Below are 23,077 nucleotides of genomic sequence, written 5' to 3' on the forward strand. Positions count from 1 at the left end.
GTGGACGACAGCGACGGCGGCAGCGGCGACGACGGCGCGGACGGGGGCGCGGACGGGGGCGCGGACGGGGGCGCGGACGGGTGGGGCCGGCTCACGAGACGGCTCCGAGGGGCTGGCGGGCCGGCGGTGCGGCGCGGTCGAGGTCGGCGGCCAGCCGCTCCAGCAGGTCGCCGAGCCGCCGGCCGTCCTCCTCGTCCCAGTCGGCGAGGGCGGCGGCGGCCCACTCGGAGCGCACGGCGCGCGTGCGGGCGAGGGCGGCGGCACCGGCCTCGGAGAGCTGGATGAGGCTGGCCCGCCCGTCGTGCGGGTCCGGGCGCCGCTCGAGGTACCCCTGCCGCTCCAGAGCGGACACCTGCCGGCTGACGACGGAGACGTCGACGCCGGTCTGCGCGGCCAGCGCGCTGCACCGCTGCTCCCCCTCGCGCTCCAGCGGGAGGAGCAGCGCCCAGCCGGAGGGGGGCAGCCCGCCGTAGCCGGACTCGGCGGCCCGCGTGGAGACGTGCCGGCCGGTGCGGATCACATGGGCGATGCCGGCGACGAGACGGTCGCGCGTGCCGGGAGAGAGAGGCATGGGGTCCTCACGGGACGAGGAGGTGTTTGCAGACTGCAACCATACATCCAGTTGGTTGCCGCAGACAACTTCCTGTGTGTGTCCCGTGGCTCACGTCCCAGGCACCTCAGGCGCCCCGGGGGTCCCGGGCGGCACCCCGGCTACTCAGACCGGGCCGCCGTCCTCCCGGAGCTCGGCGGCCAGCGCGGCAGCGGCCGACTGCAGGAGCGGCACGACCCGTGACACCGCGTCCATGCTCAGCCGGCCCGCGGGACCCGACACCGACATGGCCCCGGCCGAGGAGCCGCCCGGCACCGGGACCGCGACACAGCGGACCCCGGCCTCCTGCTCGCCGTCGTCGACGGCGTAGCCCCGCTCGGCGATGGCCGGCAGCGCGGCGAGGAGCTCGTCGGGGTCGGTCACCGTGCGCTCGGTGCGCACCGGCATGCCGGCCTGCACCAGCAGCTGTCGCGCCTGCTCGGCGGGCAGCTGGGCCAGGAGGACCTTGCCGACGCCGGTGCAGTGCAGGTGGACCCGACGGCCCACCTCGGTGAACATCCGCATCGAGTGGCGCGAGGGGACCTGGGCGACGTAGACGACCCGGTCGCCGTCGAGCATGGCCAGGTTGGCCGTCTCGCCGATGTCATCGACCAGCCGGGACAGGTGCGGCTGGGCCCAGGTGGCCAGCATCCGCGAGGAGCTCTCCCCCAGGCGGATCAGCCGCGGACCGAGGACGTAGCGCCGGGACGGCACCTGCCGCACGTAGCCCCGGGCCACGAGCGTGCGGACCAACCGGTGGATGGTCGACAGCGCCAGACCGCTGTCGGCGGCCAGCCGGCTGATGGCGACCTCGCCCCCGGCGTCGGCCATCAGCTCGAGGAGCACGAACGCGCGCTCCAGGGACTGCACACCCTCCGCCGCGCCGCCCGCGCCCGTCCTGTCGGTCGCCACCGCCCCTCCTCCCCGAGGCCGTCCGCCGTCCGGGATCCCTCCCGACCACCCCGCCTTGACCCCCGGCGACCGGGCGCACTACCTTCCGGACCGATTTCCGGACTGTAGACAGCACCTTCCACGATGCGGAACGCCTGTCGGCGGTCGATCTCGATTCGCTGAGCGGGCCCGACAGCGGCACGATGACCGACCACGACGACGGGGAGGACGATGACCAGCAGCGCGGACGTCGCAGGTCCCGAGGTCCCCGGCCCCACGGGCGGCCGGTACGGGGAGGTCCCGGCGCCGGACGCGCTCGAGCCGGTCGCGCTGCTGCACCGCGAGCCGGGCGGGCACCGGCCGGAGCCGGTCACCGAGCCGGCGCCTGCCGACGATCGCCCGGGCTCCCCCGTCCTGCCCGCGCACGAGCGGATGCCCTGACCGGCGCGGCGGACGGCACGCGCCCGGTACCGACCTGACGGACACTGACCCCACTGACACCGACGCAGCGACGCGGACGGAGGCCGGCACGTGAGCGGCATGCACGGCACGGAGACGACGGCGGGACCGGTCGAGGGGCCGGTCCCACCGGAGGCGACCAGCGCCACCGGTGAGGCCGGCAGCAACCCCGAGGCCATGGCCGCGGTGACCCGCGCGGTCGAGGCGGCGCTGCCGCCGGACACGGTGATCAGCGACCACATCCGGTTGCGCACCTACGAGTGCGACGGGCTGGCGCACTACCGCGTGACCCCGGCGCTGGTGGTCCTGCCCGAGACCACCGAGCAGATGGCCGCCGTCGTGCGGGCCTGCTCCGAGCACGGCGTGCCGTTCGTCGCCCGGGGATCGGGCACCGGCCTGTCCGGCGGCGCCCTCCCCCGAGCCGACGGCGTCCTCGTCGTCACCTCGCGGATGCGGACCATCCACGAGATCCGCCCGGCCGACCAGCGGGCGGTCGTCGACCCCGGCGTCATCAACCTCGACGTCACGCACGCCGCGACCCCGAAGGGCTACTACTACGCGCCCGACCCGAGCAGCCAGCAGATCTGCTCGATCGGCGGCAACCTGGCCGAGAACTCCGGCGGGGCGCACTGCCTCAAGTACGGCTTCACCACCAACCACGTGCTCGGCGCGGAGTTCGTGACGCCGCAGGGCGAGGTCGTCGAGCTCGGCGGGATGGCACCCGACGCCCCCGGCTACGACCTGCTCGGCGCGGTCGTCGGGTCCGAGGGCACCCTCGGCATCGCCACGAAGACCATCGTCAAGCTCACCCGCCTCCCGCAGGAGGTGCGCACGGTGCTCGCCGGCTTCGCCTCCACCGACGATGCCGGCGCGGCCACCTCGGCGATCATCAGCGCCGGCATCGTCCCGGCGGCCATCGAGATGATGGACGCCCTGGCCATCGAGGCCGCCGAGGCCGCCACGCACTGCGACTACCCGGCCGGCGCCGGCGCGGTGCTGGTCATCGAGCTCGACGGCGCCGCGGTCGAGGTCGAGCACGAGTTCGCCGAGGTCGAGCGCATCTGCCAGGACAGCGGGGCCTTCGCGATGCGGGTGGCCACCGACCCCGCGGACCGGGCGCTGATCTGGAAGGGCCGCAAGTCCGCGTTCGCCGCGGTGGGCCGGATCAGCCCGGACTACATCGTCCAGGACGGCGTCATCCCGCGGACGGCGCTGCCCGGGGTGCTGCGGTCGATCGCCGAGCTCTCGGAGTCCTCCGGCGTCCGGGTGGCCAACGTCTTCCATGCCGGCGACGGCAACCTGCACCCGCTGGTGCTCTTCGACGACGCGATCGAGGGCGCCGCCGAGGCGGCCGAGGAGGTCAGCGGCGCGATCCTGGACCTCTGCATCTCCCACGGCGGGTCCATCACCGGCGAGCACGGCGTCGGCATCGACAAGGCCGCCTACATGCCCAAGATGTTCAGCGACGACGACCTCGACACCATGCAGCTGGTCCGTTGCGCCTTCGACCCCGACGGCGTCGCCAACCCGGGCAAGGTCTTCCCCACCCCGCGGCTGTGCGGCGAGGTGCCCGGGAGGAAGAAGGGCGCCCCGCACCCGCTGGTGGCCGCCGGCAAGGCGACGGCGTTCTGATGACCACCCTCGACGTCGACCTGGCCGCCGCGCGCACCGCGCTGTCCTCGGCCTGCGGGGAGGTCGCCGACGCCGGCCCCGCCGACGCCGTCGACGGCGTGGCGCCCGCCCTGGTGGCCCGGCCGGGCTCCACCCCGGAGGTCGCCGAGGTGCTGCGGGCCGCCGCGGCGCACCGGCTGGCGGTCGTCCCCCGCGGCCGCGGCACCAAGCTGACCTGGGGCCGGCCGCCGGAGCGCGCCGACCTCGTCGTCGACCTGGGCCGGATGGACGCCGTCCTCGACCACGCCGCCGGCGACCTCATCGTCGAGACGCAGGCCGGGACGCTGCTGGCCGAGGTGCAGCGGACCGTCGGCGGGGCCGGCCAGCGCCTGGCGCTAGACGAGACCGTCCCCGGCGCCAGCGTCGGCGGCACGCTGGCGGCCAACACCAGCGGCCCCGGCCGGGTGGCCTTCGGCACCGCGCGCGACCTGCTGATCGGCGTCACCGTCGTCCGGGCCGACGGCGTCGTGGCCAAGGCCGGCGGCCGCGTGGTGAAGAACGTGGCCGGCTACGACCTGGGCAAGCTGGTCATCGGCTCGTTCGGCACGCTCGCCGTCGTCACGGAGGCGGTCTTCCGGCTGCACCCCCTCCCGGCCGCCCGCCGTGTCGTGTCCGCGCCGTTCGAGCGGCCGGAGGAGGCCCAGCGCCTCGTCCAGGCCGTGCTGCAGGCCCAGGTCGTGCCCTCCGCGGTCGAGGTCGCGTGGCGCTCGGGCGGTACCGGAACCGTCTCGGTGCTGCTCGAGGGCATCGAGGCCGGCGTCGAGGGCCGCACGGCGACGACCCGGCAGCTGCTCGGCGACGCCGCCACCGACACCACCGAGGTGCCCGGGGACTGGGCCGCCCACCCCTGGCAGGGGGTCGAGGGGCGGCCCACGGCGCTCAAGGCGACTTTCGCCCTCTCCGGGCTGGCCCGCGTGCTCGACACCGCCCGCTCGGCCGCCGCCGACGCCGGACTGGCGCTGGACCTGCGCGGGTCCGGCGGAGCCGGGGTGCTCCACGGCGCCCTGCCGGCCGGCGCCGATCCGGCCGCGGTCGCCACGGTGGTCGAGCGGCTGCGCGCGGAGTGCACCGCGGCGGGCGGGGCGCTCGTCGTCCTCGATGCCGCACCCGAGGTGGCCGCCGCGGTGGACACCTGGGGCCCGATCCCGGCGCTGGACCTCATGCGCCGGGTGAAGGAACGGTTCGACCCGGAGCGCCGCCTGGCACCCGGCCGGTTCGTGGGAGGGATCTGATGACGACGACGCCGGAACGGCCGGTGCAGCTGGGCATGCCGGGACGCGGTGCCTTCGACGAGCACCACCCGCCGTCGTCGGAGCTGATCAGCGACTGCGTGCACTGCGGGTTCTGCCTGACCACCTGCCCCACGTACACGCTGTGGGGCGAGGAGATGGACTCCCCGCGCGGGCGCATCTACCTGATGAAGTCCGGGCTCGAGGGCGAGCCGATGACCGACTCGATGGTGCAGCACTTCGACGCGTGCCTGGGCTGCATGGCCTGCGTGACCGCGTGCCCGTCGGGCGTGCAGTACGACAAGCTCATCGAGGCCACGCGGGCGCAGGTCGAGCGCAACCACGACCGCTCGCCGGGGGACCGCGCGCTGCGCAACGCCATCTTCGCGCTGTTCCCCTACAAGCGGCGACTGCGCGCGCTGCGCGGCCCGCTGCGGCTCTACCAGCGCAGCGGCCTGCCGAAGGTGATCCGCCGCAGCGGCCTGCTCGAGCGGCTGGCGCCGAAGCTGGCGGTGATGGAGAGCCTGGCCCCGCCGCTGGAGAAGCGGGAGCCGATCCCCGCCCGGACGCCGGCCACCGGCACCCGGCGCGCCGTCGTCGGGCTGCTCACCGGCTGCGTGCAGGGGGAGTTCTTCCCCGGTGTCAACGCCGCCACCGTGCGGGTGCTGGCCGCCGAGGGCTGCGACGTCATCGTGCCCCGGTCGCAGGGCTGCTGCGGGGCGCTGTCGGTGCACAACGGCCGCGACGACGAGGCCAAGCGCTTCGCCCGCCGCACGGTCGAGGCCTTCGAGAGCGCCGGCGTGGACTGGGTCGTGGTCAACGCGGCCGGCTGCGGCTCGAGCATGAAGGAGTACGCCGACCTGCTCGCCGACGACCCGGCCTACGCCGAGCGGGCGCGGGCGTTCACCGACAAGGTGCGCGACGTCTCGGAGATCCTCGCCGAGCTCGGCACGGTCGCCGAGCGGCACCCGCTGGAGGTGACCGTCGCCTACCACGACGCCTGCCACCTGGCGCACGCCCAGGGCGTGCGGGCCCAGCCGCGGGCGCTGCTGCAGGAGATCCCGGGCCTGCAGCTGCGGGAGATCCCCGAGGCGGCGATCTGCTGCGGCTCGGCCGGCATCTGGAACGTGCTCAACCCCGAGCCGGCCCGCGAGCTCGGTGACCGCAAGGCCGCCAACATCGTCTCGACCGGCGCGTCCCTGCTGGTGACGGCGAACCCCGGCTGCCTCATGCAGGTGGCCTCCTCGCTGCAGCGCCGCGGCGCCGACATCGGGATGGCGCACACCGTCGAGGTCCTCGACGCCTCGATCCGCGGCCTGCCCGTGTCCTCCCTCGGCGTCGGGACCTGAGCGCCTCCCTCACTTCCCCTGCCCCACCTGCACCGCCGCACCACTCCCACACAGCCACACCCCCTCACCGTCGAGGGAAGGAGCCCCGTTGTTCGAGCAGGTCGTCGACCCCGTCGGTGGGTCACTCGCACTGAGCGCCCTGGTGGCAGCGGTACCGCTGCTGACCCTGTTCGTGCTCCTCGGTGCGCTCAAGGTCAAGGCCTGGCTGGCGGGCCTCATCTCGCTGGCCGTCGCGCTGGTCCTGGCCATCCTCGCATTCCGCATGCCGGTCGGGCAGGCCGCCCTGTCCGCGACCGAGGGCGCGGCGTTCGGGTTCTTCCCGATCCTGTGGGTCGTCATCAACGCGATCTGGGTCTACAACCTCACCGTCGCCACCGGGCACTTCGACGTGCTGCGGCGCTCGTTCGGGAACGTCAGCCCCGACCTGCGGATCCAGGCGATCATCGTCGCCTTCTGCTTCGGTGCGCTGCTGGAGGCCCTCGCCGGCTTCGGGACCCCGGTCGCGATCACCGTCTCCATGCTGATGGCCCTCGGCTTCCAGCCGATGAAGGCGGCGGCCGTGGCGTTGATCGCGAACACCGCCCCGGTCGCCTTCGGCGCCCTGGCCACCCCCATCGTCACCCTCGCCACCGTGACCTCCGGCGTGAGTGACGACGCGCGGCTGACCGTCGACACCCTGGGCGCCATGGCCGGCCGGCAGACACCCATCCTGGCCGCGATCGTGCCGCTGGTGCTGGTGCTGGTCGTCGACGGCAGGCGGGGCATCAAGGACACCTGGCTGGAGGCCCTGGTCGCGGGCGTCGCCTTCGGCGTCGCCCAGTTCCTCGCCGCCAACTACATCTCGGTGCCGCTCACCGACATCATCGCCGCGCTGGTGTCCGCGGCCGCCGTGGTCGCCGTGGTGCGCATGCGCAAGGCCAGCTACGAGCCGGTCACCGCGGCCTCCCTGTCCCGCGCCGGGACCGGGGCCGACGCGGCCGGCGGTGCGGGCACCGTCGCCGCAGGGTCCGGTCGCCGTGGGCGTGCCGGGGTCGGCGCCACCGCCGGCGAGGAGCTCGGCGACGCCCCGGGGCGCCAGACCGCGCGCGACCCGCACGCCCCGGCGTCCGGTGCCGAGGACGCTCCGCTCCTGCCCGACACCCCGGCGGAGGTCGCCAAGGCCTACGCCCCGTACGGGATCGTCATCGTGATCTTCGCCCTGGCCAACCTCGGCCCGGTGAAGTCGGCGCTGGCCCAGGCCCCGTGGACGACGACCTTCCCCTGGCCCGGGCTGAACGTGTTCGCGGCCGGCTCGACCGAGGAGCTGGCGTCGACGACGTTCACCTTCAACTGGCTGCCCGCCGCCGGCACGCTGATGATCATCGCCGGGCTGCTCACCATGCTGGTCCTGCGGATCTCTCCTGGGCGCGGACTGAAGGCCTACGTCGACACCTACCGGGAGCTCAAGTGGGCCATCGTCACCGTCATGGCGGTGCTCGCCCTGGCCTACGTCCTCAACCAGTCGGGGATGACCGGCCACCTCGGCCGCGCCCTGGCCGAGACCGGGGGCTTCTTCGCCTTCCTCTCGCCCATCCTGGGCTGGATCGGGGTGGCGGTCACCGGGTCGGACACCTCCGCCAACGCGCTCTTCGGCGCACTGCAGGTGCAGACCGCCACGGGTGCCGGCCTGGACCCGGTGCTGCTGGCCGCGGCCAACTCCTCCGGTGGCGTCATGGGCAAGATGGTCAGCCCGCAGAACCTGGCGATCGCGGCGGCCGCCGTCGGCATGGCCGGCAAGGAAGGCGAGCTGTTCCGGAAGGTCTTCGGCTGGAGCATGCTGCTCCTGCTGCTGATGTGCCTCATCGTGGTGCTGCAGGCCTCACCGGTGCTCGGCTGGATGGTCCCGGGGCAATGAGGGACCCCTCTGCCCCCCACCCGCGAGCTCGCGGCGGGACCCTGCAGAGGGGCCGGTGACGACGGCGCCCCCGTACCGATCCGGTACGGGGGCGCCGTCGTCTGTCTCGTGCGTCAGCGGGAGGAACGTGAGCCCTCAGCTGCTCTCGGCCTCCCGGGCCTCGCCGAGCCGGTTGAGTCGGGCCAGCAGCTCGCCCAGCGTGGCGACGTCGTCGGCCGGCCAGCCGGAGAGGTCGGCCTCCCAGCGGGCGCGCCGCGCCTCGCGGATGCGGGCCAGCCGCGCCGCCCCCTCGGCCGAGGTGGTGAGCACCTGCGCCCGCCCGTCGGCGGGGTCGGGCGCGCGGGTCACCATCCCGAGGTCGACCAGCGAGGCCACCTGGCGGCTGACGGTGCTCTTGTCCAGGCCCAGGCGGGCGACCAGGTCGCTGGCGCGCAGCGGGCCGGCGTCCTGCAGCAGGGCCAGCAGCCCGTAGGCCGCGCCGTCGAGATCGGGGTGCAGCTCGCGGGCCAGCCGGGCCGAGATCGCCCGGGAGCGGCGCAGCAGCAGGCCGATCTCGCGCTCCAGCCGCACGAAGGACCCGTGCGGGTCGGACCCGGGGGCGCCGGGGCGCTGCGGGTCGGTCACGGCGCTCACCGGCTCTCCCGCGGGCGCCACACGACCAGCGCCGAGCTGGGCGGGCGCACCGGCACGAGGTCGGCCCGGCGCAACGGGGACCCGAAGCCGCTGCGCAGGGCCGACTCCGCCGCGATCCGCCGGTGCTCGGAGTCCTCGAGCTCTCCGAGCAGCTCGTGCACGCGCTGCTGCAGGGCCTCGACCCGCGACTCCAGGTCGATGATCCGCTTGATGCCGGCCAGGTTGACGCCGTCCTCCTGCGAGAGGCGCTGCACCTCCCGGAGCAGGGCGACGTCGCGCGGGCTGTAGCGCCGTCCGCCGCCGGGGGTGCGGCCCGGGGTCACCAGGCCGAGTCGGTCGTACTGCCGCAGCGTCTGGGCGTGCATGCCGGCGAGCTCGGCGGCCACGGAGATGACGAAGACGGGGGCGTCGTCGGCGACGGCGCGGGTGGCGTCCCGCCGCTCCCGGCCGTCGGCGCCCGGCGCGCTCACCGGGTGCTCCCCTTCTCGACGGCCGCGGTGATCTGCGGCCGCGGGTCGCCGAGCTCGGCGTCGAGCGTCTTCACCGCCCGCTCGGCCTCCGCGGAGAGCCGCTGTGGCACGGAGACCTCGACGGTCACCAGCAGGTCCCCGGAGCGGCCGCGGCCCGGGACGCCCCGGCCGCGGACCCGCAGCGTGCGCCCGCTGGCGGTGCCGGCGGGCACCTTGAGCGTCACCGGCGCCTCCAGCGTGGGCACGGTCAGCGTCGTCCCGAGGACGGCCTCGGGGAAGGTGATCGGCACGGTGAGGGTGAGGTCGTCGCCCCGGCGGCCGAACAGCTCGTGGTCGCTGACGTGCACGACGACGAACAGGTCACCGGCCGGGCCGCCCCGCCGTCCGGGCGCGCCCTTGCCGGCCAGCCGGATGCGCTGGCCATCCTTGACGCCGGCGGGGATCCGCACGGTGATGGTGCGGGTCTGGGTGGTCACGCCGTTGCCCGCGCAGGTCGGGCACGGGTCGTCGACCACCGAGCCGCTGCCCCGGCAGTTGCGGCAGGGCTCGGAGAAGGCGAACGCGCCCTGGCTGCGGCTGGTGACGCCGGCGCCGCCGCAGACCTCGCAGGTGTGCGGCGAGGTACCGGGGCGCGCGCCGCTGCCGGCACAGGTCGGGCAGGTGCCCGGGCTCTGCATGCGCAGCGGCACGGTCACGCCGAGGACGGCCTCCTCGAAGGAGAGCGTCGCCTCGGTCTCGACGTCCTGGCCGCGGGCCGGGCCGGACGCCGCCTGCTGCCGCGCGCGGGTCGAGCCGGGCGCCGCGCCCCCGGCGCCGCCGCCGCCGCCGCCGAAGAGGTTGCCGAAGATGTCTCCCAGCCCGCCGCCGGCGCCGCCCCGGCCGCCCGCGGCGCCGAAGAGGTCACCGAGGTCGAAGGGCTGGCCACCGCCGCCGGTGCCGGGGAAGCCGCCGGGGAACCCCGCCCGCGCACCCGCGCCGCCGCTGCCGAACAGCCGCCGGGCCTCGTCGTACTCGCTGCGCCGCTTGGGGTCGGCGAGGACGTCGTAGGCCTCGGAGACCTCCTTGAAGCGGGCCTCGGCGTCGGCGTTGCCCGGGTTCTTGTCCGGGTGCAGGTCGCGGGCCAGCTTGCGGTAGGCCTTCTTGATCTCCGCGGCGTCCGCGCTCTGGGAGACGCCCAGTGCGGCGTAGTAGTCCTTCTCGATGAAGTCCCGAGTGCTCATCGGGCGCCTCCTCTCTTCGCGTCCGTGGTGCGTGCGCGGCCGGTCAGCCGGCGGCCGGGGTCTCCCCCGGCGCACCGCTGCCGGTCGCGTCCTCGACGGTCTGCCCGGTCACCGGCTCGCCGGCGACGACGGCGCCACCGGCGGGCTCGCTGACGGCGACCATCGCCGTGCGCAGGACGCGGTCGCCGCGGCGGAAACCCTGCCGCAGGACCGTCGTCGCCGTCGGCACGCTCACCTGGTCGGACGTGTCGTGGAGGACGGCCTCGTGCAGCGCCGGGTCGAACGGGTCCCCCGCGACGCCGAAGGCCTCGACGCCGAGGCCGTCGAGCAGCCCCAGGACGCGGTCGGCCACGACCTTGAAGGCGCCGGTGAGGTCACCGTGGTCCCGGGCCCGCTCGATGTCGTCGACGATCGGGAACAGCTGCGTGGCGAACCGCTCGGCCGCCTGGTCGACGACGACGGTGCGGTCGCGGTCGACCCGCCGGCGGTAGTTCGCGTACTCGGCGGTGACCCGCTGCAGGTCCTCGGTGCGCTCGGCCAGCTGGCGGGACAGGTCCTCGCCCGCTGCCACCGGCAGGACGACCTCCGGGCCGGCGACGGTCTCGTTCTCGCTCATCTGCTCCCCTGGCGACGGGTCGGCTGTGGACGGGCCCGGCGGGGCGCCGGTCGGCTGCTGGCCGGCCGGCGCCCGCACCGCGCCGCTGACGGGGTCGATCCGCCGCTTGTCACGGATCACGACCCGCGGCTGCTCGTCCCCCTGGCTCATCGGCGGTCGCTGTCCTCGTCGACGATCTCGGCGTCGACGACGTCCTCGTCGGCCGAGGACGCCGACGCGCCCGCCCCACCCGGCGCACCCGTCGCGCCGTCACCGGTGCCGGCCGCGCCGGCCTCGGCCTGCTGGGCGTAGAGCGCCCCGCCGACCTCCTGCGAGACGCGGGCGACCTTCTCCTGCGCCGACTTGATCGCGGCGATGTCGGAGCCGCCGAGGGCCGAGCGCAGCTCGGTGAGGGCCTCGCCGAGCTCCTCCTTCTTGTCGGCCGGGATCCGCTCGCCGTTCTCCGCGAGGAACTTCTCGGTCTGGTACTGCAGCGACTCGGCCAGGTTGCGGGTCTCGGCCTCCTCGCGGCGGCGCTTGTCCTCCTCCGCGTGGGCCTCGGCGTCCTTCATCATCCGCTCGATGTCGTCCTTCGGGAGCGCGGAGCCGCCGGTGATGGTCATCGACTGCTCCTTGCCCGTGCCGAGGTCCTTGGCGGTGACGTGCACGATGCCGTTGGCGTCGATGTCGAAGCCGACCTCGATCTGCGGCACGCCGCGCGGGGCCGGCGGCAGCCCGGTCAGCTCGAACATGCCGAGCTTCTTGTTGTAGGCCGCCATCTCGCGCTCGCCCTGGAAGACCTGGATCTGCACGGAGGGCTGGTTGTCGTCGGCCGTCGTGAAGATCTCGCTGCGCTTGGTCGGGATCGTGGTGTTGCGCTCGATGAGCTTGGTCATGATCCCGCCCTTGGTCTCGATGCCCAGGGACAGCGGGGTGACGTCGAGCAGCAGGACGTCCTTGACCTCACCGCGGAGCACACCGGCCTGCAGCGCGGCACCCACGGCGACGACCTCGTCGGGGTTGACGCCCTTGTTGGGCTCCTTGCCGCCGGTCAGCTCGCGGACCAGGTCGGTCACGGCCGGCATGCGGGTGGAACCACCCACCAGGACGACGTGGTCGATCTGGCCGATGGAGATGCCGGCGTCCCGGACGACCTGGTTGAACGGCGCGCGGGTGCGCTCGAGCAGGTCCTGGGTCAGCCGCTGGAACTCCGCACGGGTGATCGTGACGTCGAGGTGCAGCGGGCCCTCGGCACCGGCGGTGATGTAGGGCAGGTTGACGTTGGTCGACTGCGCGCCCGACAGCTCGATCTTGGCCTTCTCGGCGGCCTCGCGGAGCCGCTGCATGGCCAGCTTGTCCTTCGACAGGTCGATGCCGGTCTGCGCGTTGAACGTCTGCACCAGGTGCTTGACGACGCGCTCGTCCCAGTCGTCACCACCGAGGTGGTTGTCACCGGCGGTGGCCTTCACCTCGATGACGCCCTCGCCGATCTCGAGCAGGGAGACGTCGAAGGTGCCACCACCGAGGTCGAAGACGAGGATCGTCTGCTCGGTCTCGCCCTTGTCCAGGCCGTAGGCCAGGGCGGCGGCGGTGGGCTCGTTGACGATGCGCAGGACGTTGAGGCCGGCGATCTCACCGGCCTCCTTGGTGGCCTGGCGCTGCGCGTCCTCGAAGTAGGCGGGGACGGTGATGACCGCGTCGGTCACCGGCTCGCCCAGGTAGGTCTCGGCGTCCCGCTTGAGCTTCTGCAGGATGCGGGCGCTGATCTCCTGCGGCGTGTAGCGCTTGCCGTCGATCTCGCCGGTCCGCCAGTCGGTGCCCATGTGGCGCTTCACCGAGCGGATGGTGCGGTCGACGTTGGTGACCGCCTGGTTCTTGGCCGACTGGCCGACCAGGACCTCGCCGTTCTTGGCGAAGGCGACGACCGAGGGCGTGGTGCGCGAGCCCTCGGAGTTGGCGATGACCGTCGGCTCGCCGCCCTCGAGGACGGTGACGACGGAGTTGGTGGTGCCGAGGTCGATACCGACCGCTCGAGCCATGAGCTGGCCTCTCTTCCGTGTGCGGGTGCGTGCTGTGGGTGCTGTGCTGGTCTGCAGGTCGTCGCGCGGCCGCGCTGCCCGGTCGTGCACCGGCTTGCGTCGGGTCCGCTCAACTTTCCTGCCCAGCCTAACGGCACACGCACCGACCGTGTTCCCCGCCCCGCCGTCCTCCTCCCCCGTGAGGTGGACCACGGTCGGAGGGAGTGCGGACGGAGCCGGCTCCCGACGCGACGACGGCCGGGGCGCCCGACCGGGGTATGAGCCCGGTCACCTCGTCCCCCGCCGGCCCGGACCGGCCCGCACGCCGGCCTCCTGCCACGGTCCGCACGCGCTCCCCGAACGCCCCGGTCAGGCCGCGGACGGCGGGGCGGCGAGCACCGTGGGGCGGTTACAGGTCGGGGCGCGGCGCCCGGGGTTACCGTTGAGTAACCTGTGCTCCGGCCAGCTATCGTGCGGGCTGCACGGGCACAGGCGCCCGCGCGCGATCCGCCGCCGGCCCACGGGCCGGTGGGGACGGCGGTGAGGCCCCTCTCGCGCCGTCCGGGCGGACCGGAGACAACCGACGCCGCGAGGCGTGGGGAGAGGGAATCATGACGGGCCCCCTGCAGATCGTGCTGGGCACGATCAGCGTGCTGTTCCTCATCGTGGCGGTCGTCTTCGCCTACCGCGCCGTCCGGGCGATGGTGCGGATCATCCGCACCGGCCAGCCGGACTCCACCCGCAACGGGCCGGTCGGCCAACGGCTCAAGACGCTCGCCGTCGAGTCGCTCGGCCACACCCGGATGCTCAAGTGGTCGGCCATCGGCGCCGCCCACTGGTTCGTCTTCGTCGGCTTCTACGGGCTGTTCCTCACCCTCGTCGAGGCCTTCGGCGAGGTCTGGAACCCGGCCTTCCACCTGCCGCTGATCGGCGAGTGGAGCCTGTGGAACCTCTTCGCCGACGTCATCGGCGCCGGCACGGTCATCGGGATCCTGTACCTGATCTACCGGCGCCAGAAGGACCACCCGCGCCGCCAGGGCCGGACCAGCCGCTTCGCCGGCTCCAACGAGGGCCGCGGCTACTTCGTCGAGGCCGTCGTCCTGACCGTCGGCATCTGCATCCTGCTGATCCGCGCGCTCAAGGTCTCCTCCGGGCTCACCGAGGCGCCCACCTGGTCGCACCCGTTCGCCAGCCTGCTGGCCACCGTGCTGCCCGACAGCCCCGACCTGCTCAGCGTCGTCGCCTTCGTCAAGATCGTGGTCTCGTTGACCTGGCTCGTGGTGGTCAGCCGGATCCTCAACATGGGCGTCGCCTGGCACCGGTTCAGCGCGTTCTTCAACATCTACTGGAAGCGCAACGACGACGGCAGCGTCGCGCTCGGCCCGCTGCAGCCCATGACCTCGAACGGCAAGCCGATCGACTTCGAGGACCCGGGCGAGGACGACGTCTTCGGTCGCGGCAAGATCGAGGACTTCACCTGGAAGGGGATGCTCGACTTCACCACCTGCACCGAGTGCGGGCGGTGCCAGAGCCAGTGCCCTGCCTGGAACACGGGCAAGCCGCTGTCCCCCAAGATGGTGATCATGGACCTGCGGGACCACCTGTACGCCAAGGCCCCGTACCTGCTGGGTGAGAAGACGGCGTCGGAGACCGCGCCGGACTACGACGTCCTCAAGCCCAGCGACGAGCAGGTCTGGGCGTCGGGCTACGCCCGCATCGAGGGCACCAACGACGCCCAGGCGCACCGCCCGCTGGTCGGCACGCTGGAGGAGGGCGGGGTCATCGACCCCGACGTCCTGTGGAGCTGCACCAACTGCGGCGCCTGCGTCGAGCAGTGCCCGGTCGACATCGAGCACGTCGACCACATCGAGGACATGCGCCGCTACCAGGTGCTGATCGAGTCCAACTTCCCGTCCGAGGCCGGCGTGATGCTGCGCAACCTCGAGAACCGCGGCAACCCCTGGGGTGTCAGCCCCAGCACCCGCGAGGACTGGATCAAGGACATGGACTTCGAGGTGCGGATGGCCGACGGGCCGCTGCCCCAGGAGGTCGAGTACCTGTTCTGGGTCGGCTGCGCCGGTGCCATCGACGACCGCGCCAAGAAGGTCACCAAGGCCGTCGCCGAGCTGCTCCACACCGCCGGCGTCGAGTTCGCCGTCCTGGGCTCCGGGGAGACCTGCTCGGGCGACCCGGCCCGCCGCATGGGCAACGAGTTCGTGTTCCAGATGATGGCCCAGGAGAACGTCGAGACCCTCAACGGCGTCTTCGAGGGCCGTGTGCCGGGCACCCGCAAGATCGTCACGACCTGCCCGCACTGCTTCAACTCCCTCGGCCGGGAGTACCCGCAGGTGGGCGGCGAGTACGAGGTCGTGCACCACACGCAGCTGCTCAGCCAGCTGGTGGAGGAGGGCCGGCTGACCCCGGTCACCCCGGTCGACCGCAAGGTCACCTACCACGACCCGTGCTTCCTCGGCCGGCACAACAAGGTCTACACGCCGCCGCGGGAGATCCTCGACAGCGTGCAGGGCCTCTCCACCCAGGAGATGCACCGCTGCAAGGACCGCGGCTTCTGCTGCGGCGCCGGCGGCGCGCGCATGTGGATGGAGGAGAAGATCGGCAAGCGGATCAACGTGGAGCGCACCGAGGAGGCCCTCGGCCTCGACCCGGACGTCATCTCCACCGCCTGCCCGTTCTGCATCACGATGCTCTCCGACGCCCTGACGTCGAAGAAGCAGAACGGCGAGGCCGCCGAGCACGTCGAGGTCCTCGACGTCAGCCAGATCCTGCTCCGCTCGATGGCCACCGTCGGCACGCCGGGCACCGAGCACGGCACCGAGGTCGGCACCGCCGACGACGATGTCGCCGGCACCGGCTCGGCCGCCACGGGACACGGCCCGCAGGCCTGAAGAAAGGACCCCCTCGCCCCCACCACTCGCACGCTCGCGGCGGGCCCCTGCGAGGGGGCCGTTCGCGCACCACAGCACTCCACGGACGCCGTCGGCGACGGAAGGACCCCCTGCCCCCCACCACTCGCGAGCTCGCGGCGGGGCCCTGCAGGGGGCCGTTACCGGCGGCGTCCGTCGTTCCGCACCGGCGTGCGGTAGGACGGCCCGGTGCTGCTGCAGCTGAGGGTGACCGTGCCGCCCGACCGCACCGGGGCCGTCCGCGACCTGTTCGACCGCTGCCCGGGGACGGCGCACCTGGCCGTGCTCCCCGGCGCGTCGGTCTCCCCGCCCGGCGACCTCATCCTCGCCGACGTCGCGCGCGAGTCCGCCGACGCCCTGGTGGCCGGCCTGCGGGAGCTGGCCGTCGACCGCGACGGCGGGATCGCGGTGGTCACCGTCGACACCGCCGTCTCGGCCCGGGCACAGCGGGCCGAGGAGGCCGCGCCCGGCGACGGGTCCGACGCCGTGGTGTGGGAGCAGGTGGTCCGGACGACGGCCGCCGACTCGGCGCTGTCGGTGTCCTACCTGTCCTTCCTCCTCATCGCGACGCTGCTGGCGGCGGTCGCGGTCGTCAACGACTCCGCCGTGCTGGTGATCGGCGCGATGGTCCTCGGCCCGGAGTTCGCCCCGCTGGCCGCGCTGGCCGTCGCCGTCGTGCACCGCCGGCGCGGCATCGCCACCGCGGCGGTCCGCGCGCTGGTGGTCGGCTTCGGCGTCGCGATCGCGGTGACCGCGCTGGCCACCCTCGCCGCTCGCGGGCTGGGCTGGTTCGGCACCGAGGTGCTGACGGCCGAGCGCCCGCAGACCGGCTTCATCACCGCGCCGGACCGCTGGTCGGTGGTGGTGGCCGTGCTGGCCGGCATCGCCGGGGTCCTCTCGGTCACCTCGGCGAGGAGCGGCGCGCTGGTCGGCGTCTTCATCTCGGTGACCACCGTGCCGGCCGCCGCCGACATGGCGGTGTCCCTGGCCCTGGGCGGCGGCACCGAGTTCGGCCGCGCGGCCCTGCAGCTGGGCCTCAACCTGGCCGGGATCCTGGTGGCCGCCCTCGTCACGCTGGCCCTGCAGCGGGTGCTCCGGCAGCGCGTGCCCCGGGTCGTGCCCCGCATCGAGGCGGTCAGCCGCACCCGCCTGCGCGCCTGACCAGCGGATTGATTGCAGCGCGCACCCACCAGGCACCATCGGGGGGTGACCCGTACCGCCGCCGCCCCCACCACCGCCCCGGCCGCCGCGGACCGGCGCCGCGGTCTGGTCCTCGTGGCGGTGGCCATCGTGCTCACCGCCGCCAACCTGCGGACGGCGGTCAGCTCCGTGGGCCCGGTGCTCGAGGAGCTCGAGGCGGGGCTCGGCGTCTCCAGCGCGGCGGCCGGCGTGGTGACGACGATGCCGGTGGTCTGCTTCGCCGCCATCGGCTTCGCCGGCCCGCCGCTGGCCGCCCGCTTCCGGGACGCGCACGTGCTGGCCGGCGCGCTGCTCACCATGGCCGCGGGGCTGGTGCTGCGCGCGGTCGTCGACTCCTTCGCCCTGTTCCTCGTCGGCACGGCGCTGGCCATGGTCGGCGGGGCCCTGGGCAACGTGCTGCTGCCCGGCCTGGTCAAGCGCTGGTTCCCGGAGCGCACGGGCCTGCTGGTGGGCGCCTACAGCGCCGCCATGGCCATCGGCGGCGCTGTGGCGGCGACGGCCACCGCTCCGATCGCGGCGGCGGTCGGTCCGGGCGGCTGGCGCTGGGCGCTCGGCGTCTGGGCGGTCCTGGCGCTGCTGGCGGCGCTGCCCTGGGCCGTCACGCCGCGGCAGCCCGGCGCCTCCCGGGGCGAGCACCGCTCGGTGCGGATGGCCCCGCTGCGCCGCAGCCCCACGGCGCTGGTCCTCGCGGCGTTCTTCGGCCTGCAGGCCACGCAGGCCTACGTGGTCATGGGCTGGTCGGCGCAGTACCTGCGCGACACCGGCCTGAGCGCGGCGACGGCCGGGCTGCTGCTCGGCGTCAACTCGATCGTCGTCATCCCGGTCAACGCCGTCGCCCCGGCGCTCACCGTGCGGCAGCGGCTGCAGCGGCCGCTGCTGCTGGGCTTCATGGCCTGCTACGTCGTCGGCTGGGGCGGGCTGTGGCTGGCCCCCCTGACGCTGCCGTGGCTGTGGATGTCGGTGCTGGCCGTCGGCATGGGGACGTTCAGCATGGTGCTCGCGCTCATCGGGGTGCGGGCCCGCACCCCGGAGACGACGGCGGCGCTGTCGACGGTCACCCAGGGCTGGGGCTACCTCCTGGCCGCCGCCGGCCCGCTGCTGGTGGGCGTGCTGCGCGACGTGACCGGGGGCTACACCGGCATGTTCGTGCTGGTCGCGGTGACCACCGCCGGGCTGACGGCCACCGGGTGGCTGGCCACCCGCGAGCGGTACGTCGACGACGAGCTGCCCGGCTGGTCCCCGGCGGGACCGGCCGCGCCGGTCAGTCCGGCACGCGCCGCGTCTCCGCGCGGGTGAAGTTGCGGTAGGACCGCGACGGCGTGGGGCCGCGCTGGTCCTGGTAGCGGGAGCCGTACACCGCCGAGCCGTACGGGTGCTCGGCGGCCGAGGTGAGCCGGAACAGGCACAGCTGGCCGATCTTCATGCCCGGCCACAGGGTGATCGGCAGGTTGGCCACGTTGGAGAGCTCCAGCGTGATGTGCCCGGAGAAGCCGGGGTCGACGAAGCCCGCCGTCGAGTGGGTGAGCAGTCCGAGACGGCCCAGCGATGAGTTGTGCGTGGGCACGTAGGAGTCCCCGATGAGGAACATCCCGCTCGGTGAGGAGACCTGGATGCACCGAACGGGGACGGTCGGTACCTCGCGCACTGCGCGAACGGCGCGGAACTCGTGGCCGCAGTCATCGGTCCTCAACCGGGCGGCCTTGCGTGCCAGCCGGAAGACCGGCAGCCGGCGCGGCGTGAACTTCACCTGGAAGGCCGGGCCGCAGTCGACACCGTCGAGCATCGCTCGCTGCTTCCGGTGGGTCGGCCGTAGCCCGAGGCTGGCGGCCAGTTCGTGCACGGCCCAGGCGATGTCCTCGCGCGTGTTGACGAACTCACAGCGGCCGTGCTCGTCGATGTAGCCGTCGGAGTCCATCAGCCCCTGCAGCAGCGCCAACCGCTGGTCGACGTCGGCGGTGAGGTAGACAGCCGGCACCCGCTTGTCCCCCAACAGGCCGAGCGCACGGAGGTGGCTGCTCAGGGAGCCGTTGCCACCGAACCGCCCACCCTCGCGGCGCCGGTGCTCGTGGTCCACGTGGCGCGCGGCGCCGCCGAGGCGGTACGCATGCGGGCTCGTCGCCGACCAGACGGTGTAACCGGCGGCCTCGAACGAGGCGAGGACCTCCTCGTCCCCACGGCCAACCGTGATCTCGCCCTCGTTGCTCGTGCCGTCGCCGAGCCAGTAGCCGAGGACGTAAGGGTCCATCGGCAGCTCGGCGGTGGGGTACTGCGCGGGTCCGGCCAGCGCGATCCGGTGACTGAACTCCTTGCCGTACCGGAGGGTCGCGGCGATCTCGTCCGTGGTCTTCGCCGATGTGGTCCGCGGACGACCCGGGCGACGCTCCTGCTTGCTCGTGGTGACCCACAGGTGTGAGGCGTCGGCGGTGAACAGCGCCCCGTCGCTGAGTTCCACCTCCCGGCAGGGACGCCCGAGCATGACCTCGGTCGCCGCCACCACTCGGCACGGGATGCCGTTCTCGTCGAAGACCTCGTCGCCGACGACAAGCTCGCCCATCGTGCTCCAGCCGGTCGGCGTGGGCACGGACGTCTCCAGCGCCAGCGCCTTCCCCTCCAGGCGGGCGGCGAGGTCGTCGGGGATGGACACGACCTCCAGCGTGGAGCCGAGCACGAACTCGCCGGGGTGCAGCACGAACGGCTCGTCACCCTCGGTCTCGACCGCGGTGGTCAGGTCGTCCTGCTGCTGGGCGGGGTCGATGTGGGTGTACCGGGCGTTGTTGAACACCCGGAAGTAGCGGTCGAGCCGGACGTCGATGCTCGAGGGCTGCACCAGCCCCGCGTCGTGCGGCTCGATGCCGAGACGCCCCTCGGCGATCGCGGCGCGGATGTCGCGGTCGGACAGCAGCATGGCGCGGAGTCTAGGGAGGCGACCTCATCCTCCCGGGTCAGACCCGGGGCCGTCCCCCTCCGCGCGGCCGGCCGGCGTGCCGATGCCGTCCTGCTGGCCCCCGCCGGGAGCCGGTGGCGCCCGGGCGGACCGGGCTGGGAGGAGGGGCACGTGTCCACCCTGAGGAGGCGCACCCAGGCGGGTGTGCTCGTGACGGCCCTGGTGGCCGGCTACGCGGGAGCGGCGGCCTACACGGCCCTGGCCGCACCCGCCGTGGCCGTCGCCGGGGACTTCGGTGCCGGTGACGGCCTGACCCGCTACGTGGTCACCGCGGCGTCCGGGGACGCCGCCGGGCTGCTCGAGCCGCTGGGCACCCTGGACGGCGTCGCCAACGTCCAGCGGCTCAGCGACGGGCGCGCCCTGGTGGCCACCGGCTCCCTGGACGAGGGCGACCTCGCCGCGGTGGACGGCGTCGCGGCCGTCGAGCCCTCGCCCACCGTCGAGGTCTTCGGCACCGTCAGCGACCCCTACGTGCCCACGTACGGCTGGAATCTGGACAACACCGGCAGCAACGCCCCGCAGCAGACGGCGGTGGCCGACGCCGACACCGACGCCCCCGACGGCTGGGCCGGCGGGCGCGGCTCCGGGGTGGTGGTCGCCGTCGTCGACACCGGCTACGACTCCGACCACGAGGACCTCGCCGGCGCGCTGTGGACCAACCCGGCCGAGCCCTGCGGCACGGTCGACACCGACCGCAACGGCAAGGCCGGCGACTGCCACGGCTGGAACTTCACCACCAACTCGCCGGCGGTCGACAACGGCGCCAACGGCACCCACGGCACGAGCGTGGCCGGAGCCGTCGGCGCCCGCGCCGACAACGGCCGCGGCACCGCCGGCATCGCGCCGGAGGTGACGATCATGCCGCTCGCCGCCGGCAGTGGCAGCGGCGTCGACGTCGCGCTCGCCGCCGAGGCGATCCGCTACGCCGCCGACCACGGGGCCGACGTCGTCAACGCGTCGTGGGGCGGCCCGATGTCCGGCTGGGCGCTGGAGACCGTGCGCTCCGCGGTGGCCTACGCCGGGTCCAAGGGCGTGGTGGTCGTCGCCGCGGCCGGCAACGACGCCGCCGACCGCGACCGCAGCCCGGTGTACCCGGCCAACCTGACCGAGTCCAACGTCATCACCGTCGGCGCGAGCACCGCCGCGGACACGATGAGCTCGTTCTCCGCCTACGGCGCCACCTCGGTGGACCTCTTCGCGCCCGGCAGCCGCGTCTTCTCCACCTGGAACGACGGCGGTTACCGCCTGGTCGACGGCACCTCCTTCTCCGCGCCGCAGGTCGCGGGCGCGGCGGCCCTCTACCGGGCCGCGCTGCCCGACGCCACGGCCGAGCAGGTGCGCCAGGCGCTGCTCGCCGACGTCGACCCGGTGGCCGCCTTCCGCGGCCGGTCGGTCACCGGCGGGCGGCTCTCGGTCGCCGGCCTGGCCGACGCGGGTCTCGGTGCCGTCGACTACTCCTTCAGCGGCATGACCGCCCCCGCCGGCACGGTCGGCCCGCGCATCGCGGTGAGCGGCACGTCGGCGCCGGGCACCTTCGGCGTCACGCTCGGGCTGGGCATGCAGTACGAGGGCAGCACCTGGGCCGTCGCCGACGTCCCGATCGCCCTCGGCGGGGCCACGGTGACCACCGACGACGAAGGCCAGGCGACCTTCACCCTGGGCGCGCGCACCTCGCCGGCCGGGCTGGCGTTCGCGCCGACGATGACGCTCGGCGACGGCCGGTACGTGCTCACCGTCCAGCTCACCCGCGACGGCGCACCGGTCGGTCTCACGCGGGCGGCTCCCCTGCTGGTCGGCGCAGCCGCCGCGGCCGGCCCCGACGCCGGGAGCGGCACGGGCAGCGGCTCCGGTGACGCCGGGAGCGGCACCCCGGGCACCGGCTCGGGCGGGACCGGCACGGGCTCCGGCTCCGGCGGCTCCGGCACCGGCGCGGGGACCCCCGACACCGACACCGGCACCGGCACCGGCACCGGCTCCGGCGGCACCGGCTCCGGCGGCACGGGCTCCGGTGGCACGGGCTCCGGTGGCACGGGCTCGGGTGGCACGGGCTCCGGCTCCGGCGGCTCCGGCACCGGCACGGGGACCCCCGACACCGGCACCGGCATCGGCTCCGGCGGCACCGGCTCCGGCGGCACGGGCTCCGGTGGCACGGGCTCGGGTGGCACGGGCTCGGGTGGCACGGGCTCCGGCTCCGGCGGCTCCGGCACCGGCACGGGGATCCCCGACACCGGCACCGGCACCGGCGCGGGGACCCCCGATACCGGTACCGGCACCGGCACCGGCACCGGCTCCGGTGGCACGGGCACGGGCTCGGGCGGCAGCGGCGGCTCGGGCAGCACCCCGCCGCCGGACGGCTCGGACACGGTCAGCTTCCCCGCCCGCGGGCAGTTCCAGATCACCTCGATCAGCCCGGTGCGGGTCGGCGTCACCGGCGGCACCCAGGTCCGGATCACCGGCCTGGCCCTGCCGCTCGGCGCCCGGGTGCTCGTGGGGACGACGGGCGCCGCCCAGGTGGTCAGCAGCACGAGCACCGCCCTGGTGTTCCGCACCCCGGCCCGCGTGGCCGGCCGGTACGACGTGACGGTCTTCGCCCCCGACGGGCGCCTCCAGGTGCTGGGCACGGTGCTGGAGTACGTCGCGTCCGGCTCCGGCGGGAGCACGGCACCGACCGCTCCCGACGGCAGCGGGACCGGCGGGACGTCGCCGGGCACGACGCCGGGCACCACGCCGGGCACCACGCCGGGCACGACGCCCGCGCCGGGCACCACGCCGACGCCGGCCCCCGCGCCCGCACCGGCCACCCCGCCGGCGGACGGCGCGGCTCCCTCGACGCCGGACGAGCGGACCGGTCCCGGCGGCCTGCGACTGGTGCGCTCGGCCCGCCTGGCCGCGGTCCCCGCGTCGCTGTGGACGCTGGACTGCTCGGCCTCGTGCCGGGGGGTGGTCCTCGACGTCTGAGCGGACCGGCCGCGCCGCGCCGGGGACCTCCTC

The 23,077-nt window shown here is 74.5% G+C and carries 17 protein-coding genes; 9 read left to right on the forward strand and 8 right to left on the reverse strand.

Annotated features, from left to right (window positions below; translation table 11 throughout):
* Window positions 1-91: 91 nt before the first annotated feature.
* Both ACWIZO_RS04965 and ACWIZO_RS04970 read right to left on the reverse strand, forming a co-directional pair.
* Window positions 92-571, reverse strand: a complete 480-nt coding sequence (locus ACWIZO_RS04965) for a MarR family winged helix-turn-helix transcriptional regulator (RefSeq protein WP_448641404.1) — start codon at window positions 569-571, stop codon at window positions 92-94.
* A 144-nt stretch (window positions 572-715) separates the two neighbouring features.
* Complete coding sequence (locus tag ACWIZO_RS04970; RefSeq protein WP_448641405.1) at window positions 716-1,501, reverse strand: IclR family transcriptional regulator; 786 nt, start codon at window positions 1,499-1,501, stop codon at window positions 716-718.
* A 210-nt stretch (window positions 1,502-1,711) separates the two neighbouring features.
* On the opposite strand from ACWIZO_RS04970, the gene ACWIZO_RS04975 reads away from it, so the two are divergent.
* The 5 genes from ACWIZO_RS04975 to ACWIZO_RS04995 all read left to right on the forward strand — a co-directional run bounded on the left by ACWIZO_RS04975 (window position 1,712) and on the right by ACWIZO_RS04995 (window position 8,082).
* Complete coding sequence (locus tag ACWIZO_RS04975; RefSeq protein ID WP_448641406.1) at window positions 1,712-1,921, forward strand: hypothetical protein; 210 nt, start codon at window positions 1,712-1,714, stop codon at window positions 1,919-1,921.
* Window positions 1,922-2,020: 99 nt separating this feature from the next.
* Complete coding sequence (locus ACWIZO_RS04980) at window positions 2,021-3,571, forward strand: FAD-linked oxidase C-terminal domain-containing protein (protein WP_448642921.1); 1,551 nt, start codon at window positions 2,021-2,023, stop codon at window positions 3,569-3,571.
* Window positions 3,571-4,842 (forward strand): FAD-binding oxidoreductase, encoded by a 1,272-nt coding sequence (locus ACWIZO_RS04985; RefSeq protein ID WP_448641407.1) that lies wholly within the window; start codon window positions 3,571-3,573, stop codon window positions 4,840-4,842. Before ACWIZO_RS04980 ends, ACWIZO_RS04985 begins: the two co-directional genes overlap by 1 nt.
* Window positions 4,842-6,188 carry a glycolate oxidase subunit GlcF gene (gene glcF, locus ACWIZO_RS04990; protein WP_448641408.1) on the forward strand — a complete coding sequence of 449 codons (1,347 nt, stop codon included), beginning with the start codon at window positions 4,842-4,844 and terminating at the stop codon, window positions 6,186-6,188. Before ACWIZO_RS04985 ends, glcF begins: the two co-directional genes overlap by 1 nt.
* An 88-nt stretch (window positions 6,189-6,276) precedes the next feature.
* Complete coding sequence (locus tag ACWIZO_RS04995; protein ID WP_448641409.1) at window positions 6,277-8,082, forward strand: L-lactate permease; 1,806 nt, start codon at window positions 6,277-6,279, stop codon at window positions 8,080-8,082.
* Between the two features lie 135 nt (window positions 8,083-8,217).
* On the opposite strand, the gene ACWIZO_RS05000 is transcribed toward ACWIZO_RS04995, so the two are convergent.
* The 5 genes from ACWIZO_RS05000 to dnaK are packed head-to-tail and all read right to left on the reverse strand — an operon-like array spanning window position 8,218 to window position 13,039.
* Window positions 8,218-8,715 (reverse strand): MarR family winged helix-turn-helix transcriptional regulator, encoded by a 498-nt coding sequence (locus tag ACWIZO_RS05000; protein WP_448641410.1) that lies wholly within the window; start codon window positions 8,713-8,715, stop codon window positions 8,218-8,220.
* Complete coding sequence (locus tag ACWIZO_RS05005; protein WP_448641411.1) at window positions 8,712-9,185, reverse strand: heat shock protein transcriptional repressor HspR; 474 nt, start codon at window positions 9,183-9,185, stop codon at window positions 8,712-8,714. The genes ACWIZO_RS05000 and ACWIZO_RS05005 overlap by 4 nt, the downstream gene beginning before the upstream one ends.
* A complete protein-coding gene (dnaJ, locus tag ACWIZO_RS05010; RefSeq protein ID WP_448641412.1) occupies window positions 9,182-10,405 on the reverse strand; it encodes a molecular chaperone DnaJ in 1,224 nt (407 codons plus the stop codon). The genes ACWIZO_RS05005 and dnaJ overlap by 4 nt, the downstream gene beginning before the upstream one ends.
* A gap of 43 nt (window positions 10,406-10,448) precedes the next feature.
* Window positions 10,449-11,171 carry a nucleotide exchange factor GrpE gene (gene grpE / locus ACWIZO_RS05015; protein ID WP_448641413.1) on the reverse strand — a complete coding sequence of 241 codons (723 nt, stop codon included), beginning with the start codon at window positions 11,169-11,171 and terminating at the stop codon, window positions 10,449-10,451.
* Window positions 11,168-13,039, reverse strand: coding sequence for a molecular chaperone DnaK (gene dnaK / locus ACWIZO_RS05020; RefSeq protein ID WP_446757648.1), 1,872 nt, complete (start codon window positions 13,037-13,039; stop codon window positions 11,168-11,170). Before dnaK ends, grpE begins: the two co-directional genes overlap by 4 nt.
* A 590-nt stretch (window positions 13,040-13,629) precedes the next feature.
* Here dnaK and ACWIZO_RS05025 point away from each other — a divergent pair.
* From ACWIZO_RS05025 to ACWIZO_RS05035, 3 genes are all read left to right on the forward strand, one after another.
* Entirely contained in the window at window positions 13,630-15,924 is a 2,295-nt protein-coding gene (locus tag ACWIZO_RS05025) for a heterodisulfide reductase-related iron-sulfur binding cluster (protein ID WP_448641414.1), read from the forward strand.
* A 207-nt stretch (window positions 15,925-16,131) separates the two neighbouring features.
* Window positions 16,132-17,103: a DUF389 domain-containing protein gene (locus ACWIZO_RS05030; protein WP_448641415.1), complete on the forward strand. Its 972-nt coding sequence runs from the start codon at window positions 16,132-16,134 to the stop codon at window positions 17,101-17,103.
* A 45-nt stretch (window positions 17,104-17,148) separates the two neighbouring features.
* On the forward strand, window positions 17,149-18,438 hold the full coding sequence (locus tag ACWIZO_RS05035; RefSeq protein WP_448641416.1) for an MFS transporter: 1,290 nt from the start codon (window positions 17,149-17,151) through the stop codon (window positions 18,436-18,438).
* On the opposite strand, the gene dcd is transcribed toward ACWIZO_RS05035, so the two are convergent.
* Window positions 18,404-20,047, reverse strand: coding sequence for a dCTP deaminase (gene dcd / locus ACWIZO_RS05040; protein ID WP_448641417.1), 1,644 nt, complete (start codon window positions 20,045-20,047; stop codon window positions 18,404-18,406). The two genes, ACWIZO_RS05035 and dcd, sit on opposite strands and share 35 nt — an antisense overlap.
* 150 nt (window positions 20,048-20,197) lie before the next feature.
* On the opposite strand from dcd, the gene ACWIZO_RS05045 reads away from it, so the two are divergent.
* Window positions 20,198-23,044 carry a S8 family serine peptidase gene (locus tag ACWIZO_RS05045; RefSeq protein ID WP_448641418.1) on the forward strand — a complete coding sequence of 949 codons (2,847 nt, stop codon included), beginning with the start codon at window positions 20,198-20,200 and terminating at the stop codon, window positions 23,042-23,044.
* The last annotated feature ends 33 nt before the right edge of the window (window positions 23,045-23,077 follow it).

This window comes from Geodermatophilus sp. URMC 63, from assembly GCF_053502565.1.

Excerpts from the sequence above, each read along its gene's own strand:
- dnaJ (WP_448641412.1), bottom strand. The coding sequence starts at position 10,405 with ATGAGCACTCGGGACTTCATCGAGAAGGACTACTACGCCGCACTGGGC.
- dcd (WP_448641417.1), bottom strand. The coding sequence starts at position 20,047 with ATGCTGCTGTCCGACCGCGACATCCGCGCCGCGATCGCCGAGGGGCGT.
- ACWIZO_RS04980 (WP_448642921.1), top strand. The coding sequence starts at position 2,021 with ATGCACGGCACGGAGACGACGGCGGGACCGGTCGAGGGGCCGGTCCCA.
- ACWIZO_RS04975 (WP_448641406.1), top strand. The coding sequence starts at position 1,712 with ATGACCAGCAGCGCGGACGTCGCAGGTCCCGAGGTCCCCGGCCCCACG.
- ACWIZO_RS05025 (WP_448641414.1), top strand. The coding sequence starts at position 13,630 with ATGACGGGCCCCCTGCAGATCGTGCTGGGCACGATCAGCGTGCTGTTC.
- grpE (WP_448641413.1), bottom strand. The coding sequence starts at position 11,171 with ATGAGCCAGGGGGACGAGCAGCCGCGGGTCGTGATCCGTGACAAGCGG.
- ACWIZO_RS04965 (WP_448641404.1), bottom strand. The coding sequence starts at position 571 with ATGCCTCTCTCTCCCGGCACGCGCGACCGTCTCGTCGCCGGCATCGCC.
- dnaK (WP_446757648.1), bottom strand. The coding sequence starts at position 13,039 with ATGGCTCGAGCGGTCGGTATCGACCTCGGCACCACCAACTCCGTCGTC.
- ACWIZO_RS04985 (WP_448641407.1), top strand. The coding sequence starts at position 3,571 with ATGACCACCCTCGACGTCGACCTGGCCGCCGCGCGCACCGCGCTGTCC.
- glcF (WP_448641408.1), top strand. The coding sequence starts at position 4,842 with ATGACGACGACGCCGGAACGGCCGGTGCAGCTGGGCATGCCGGGACGC.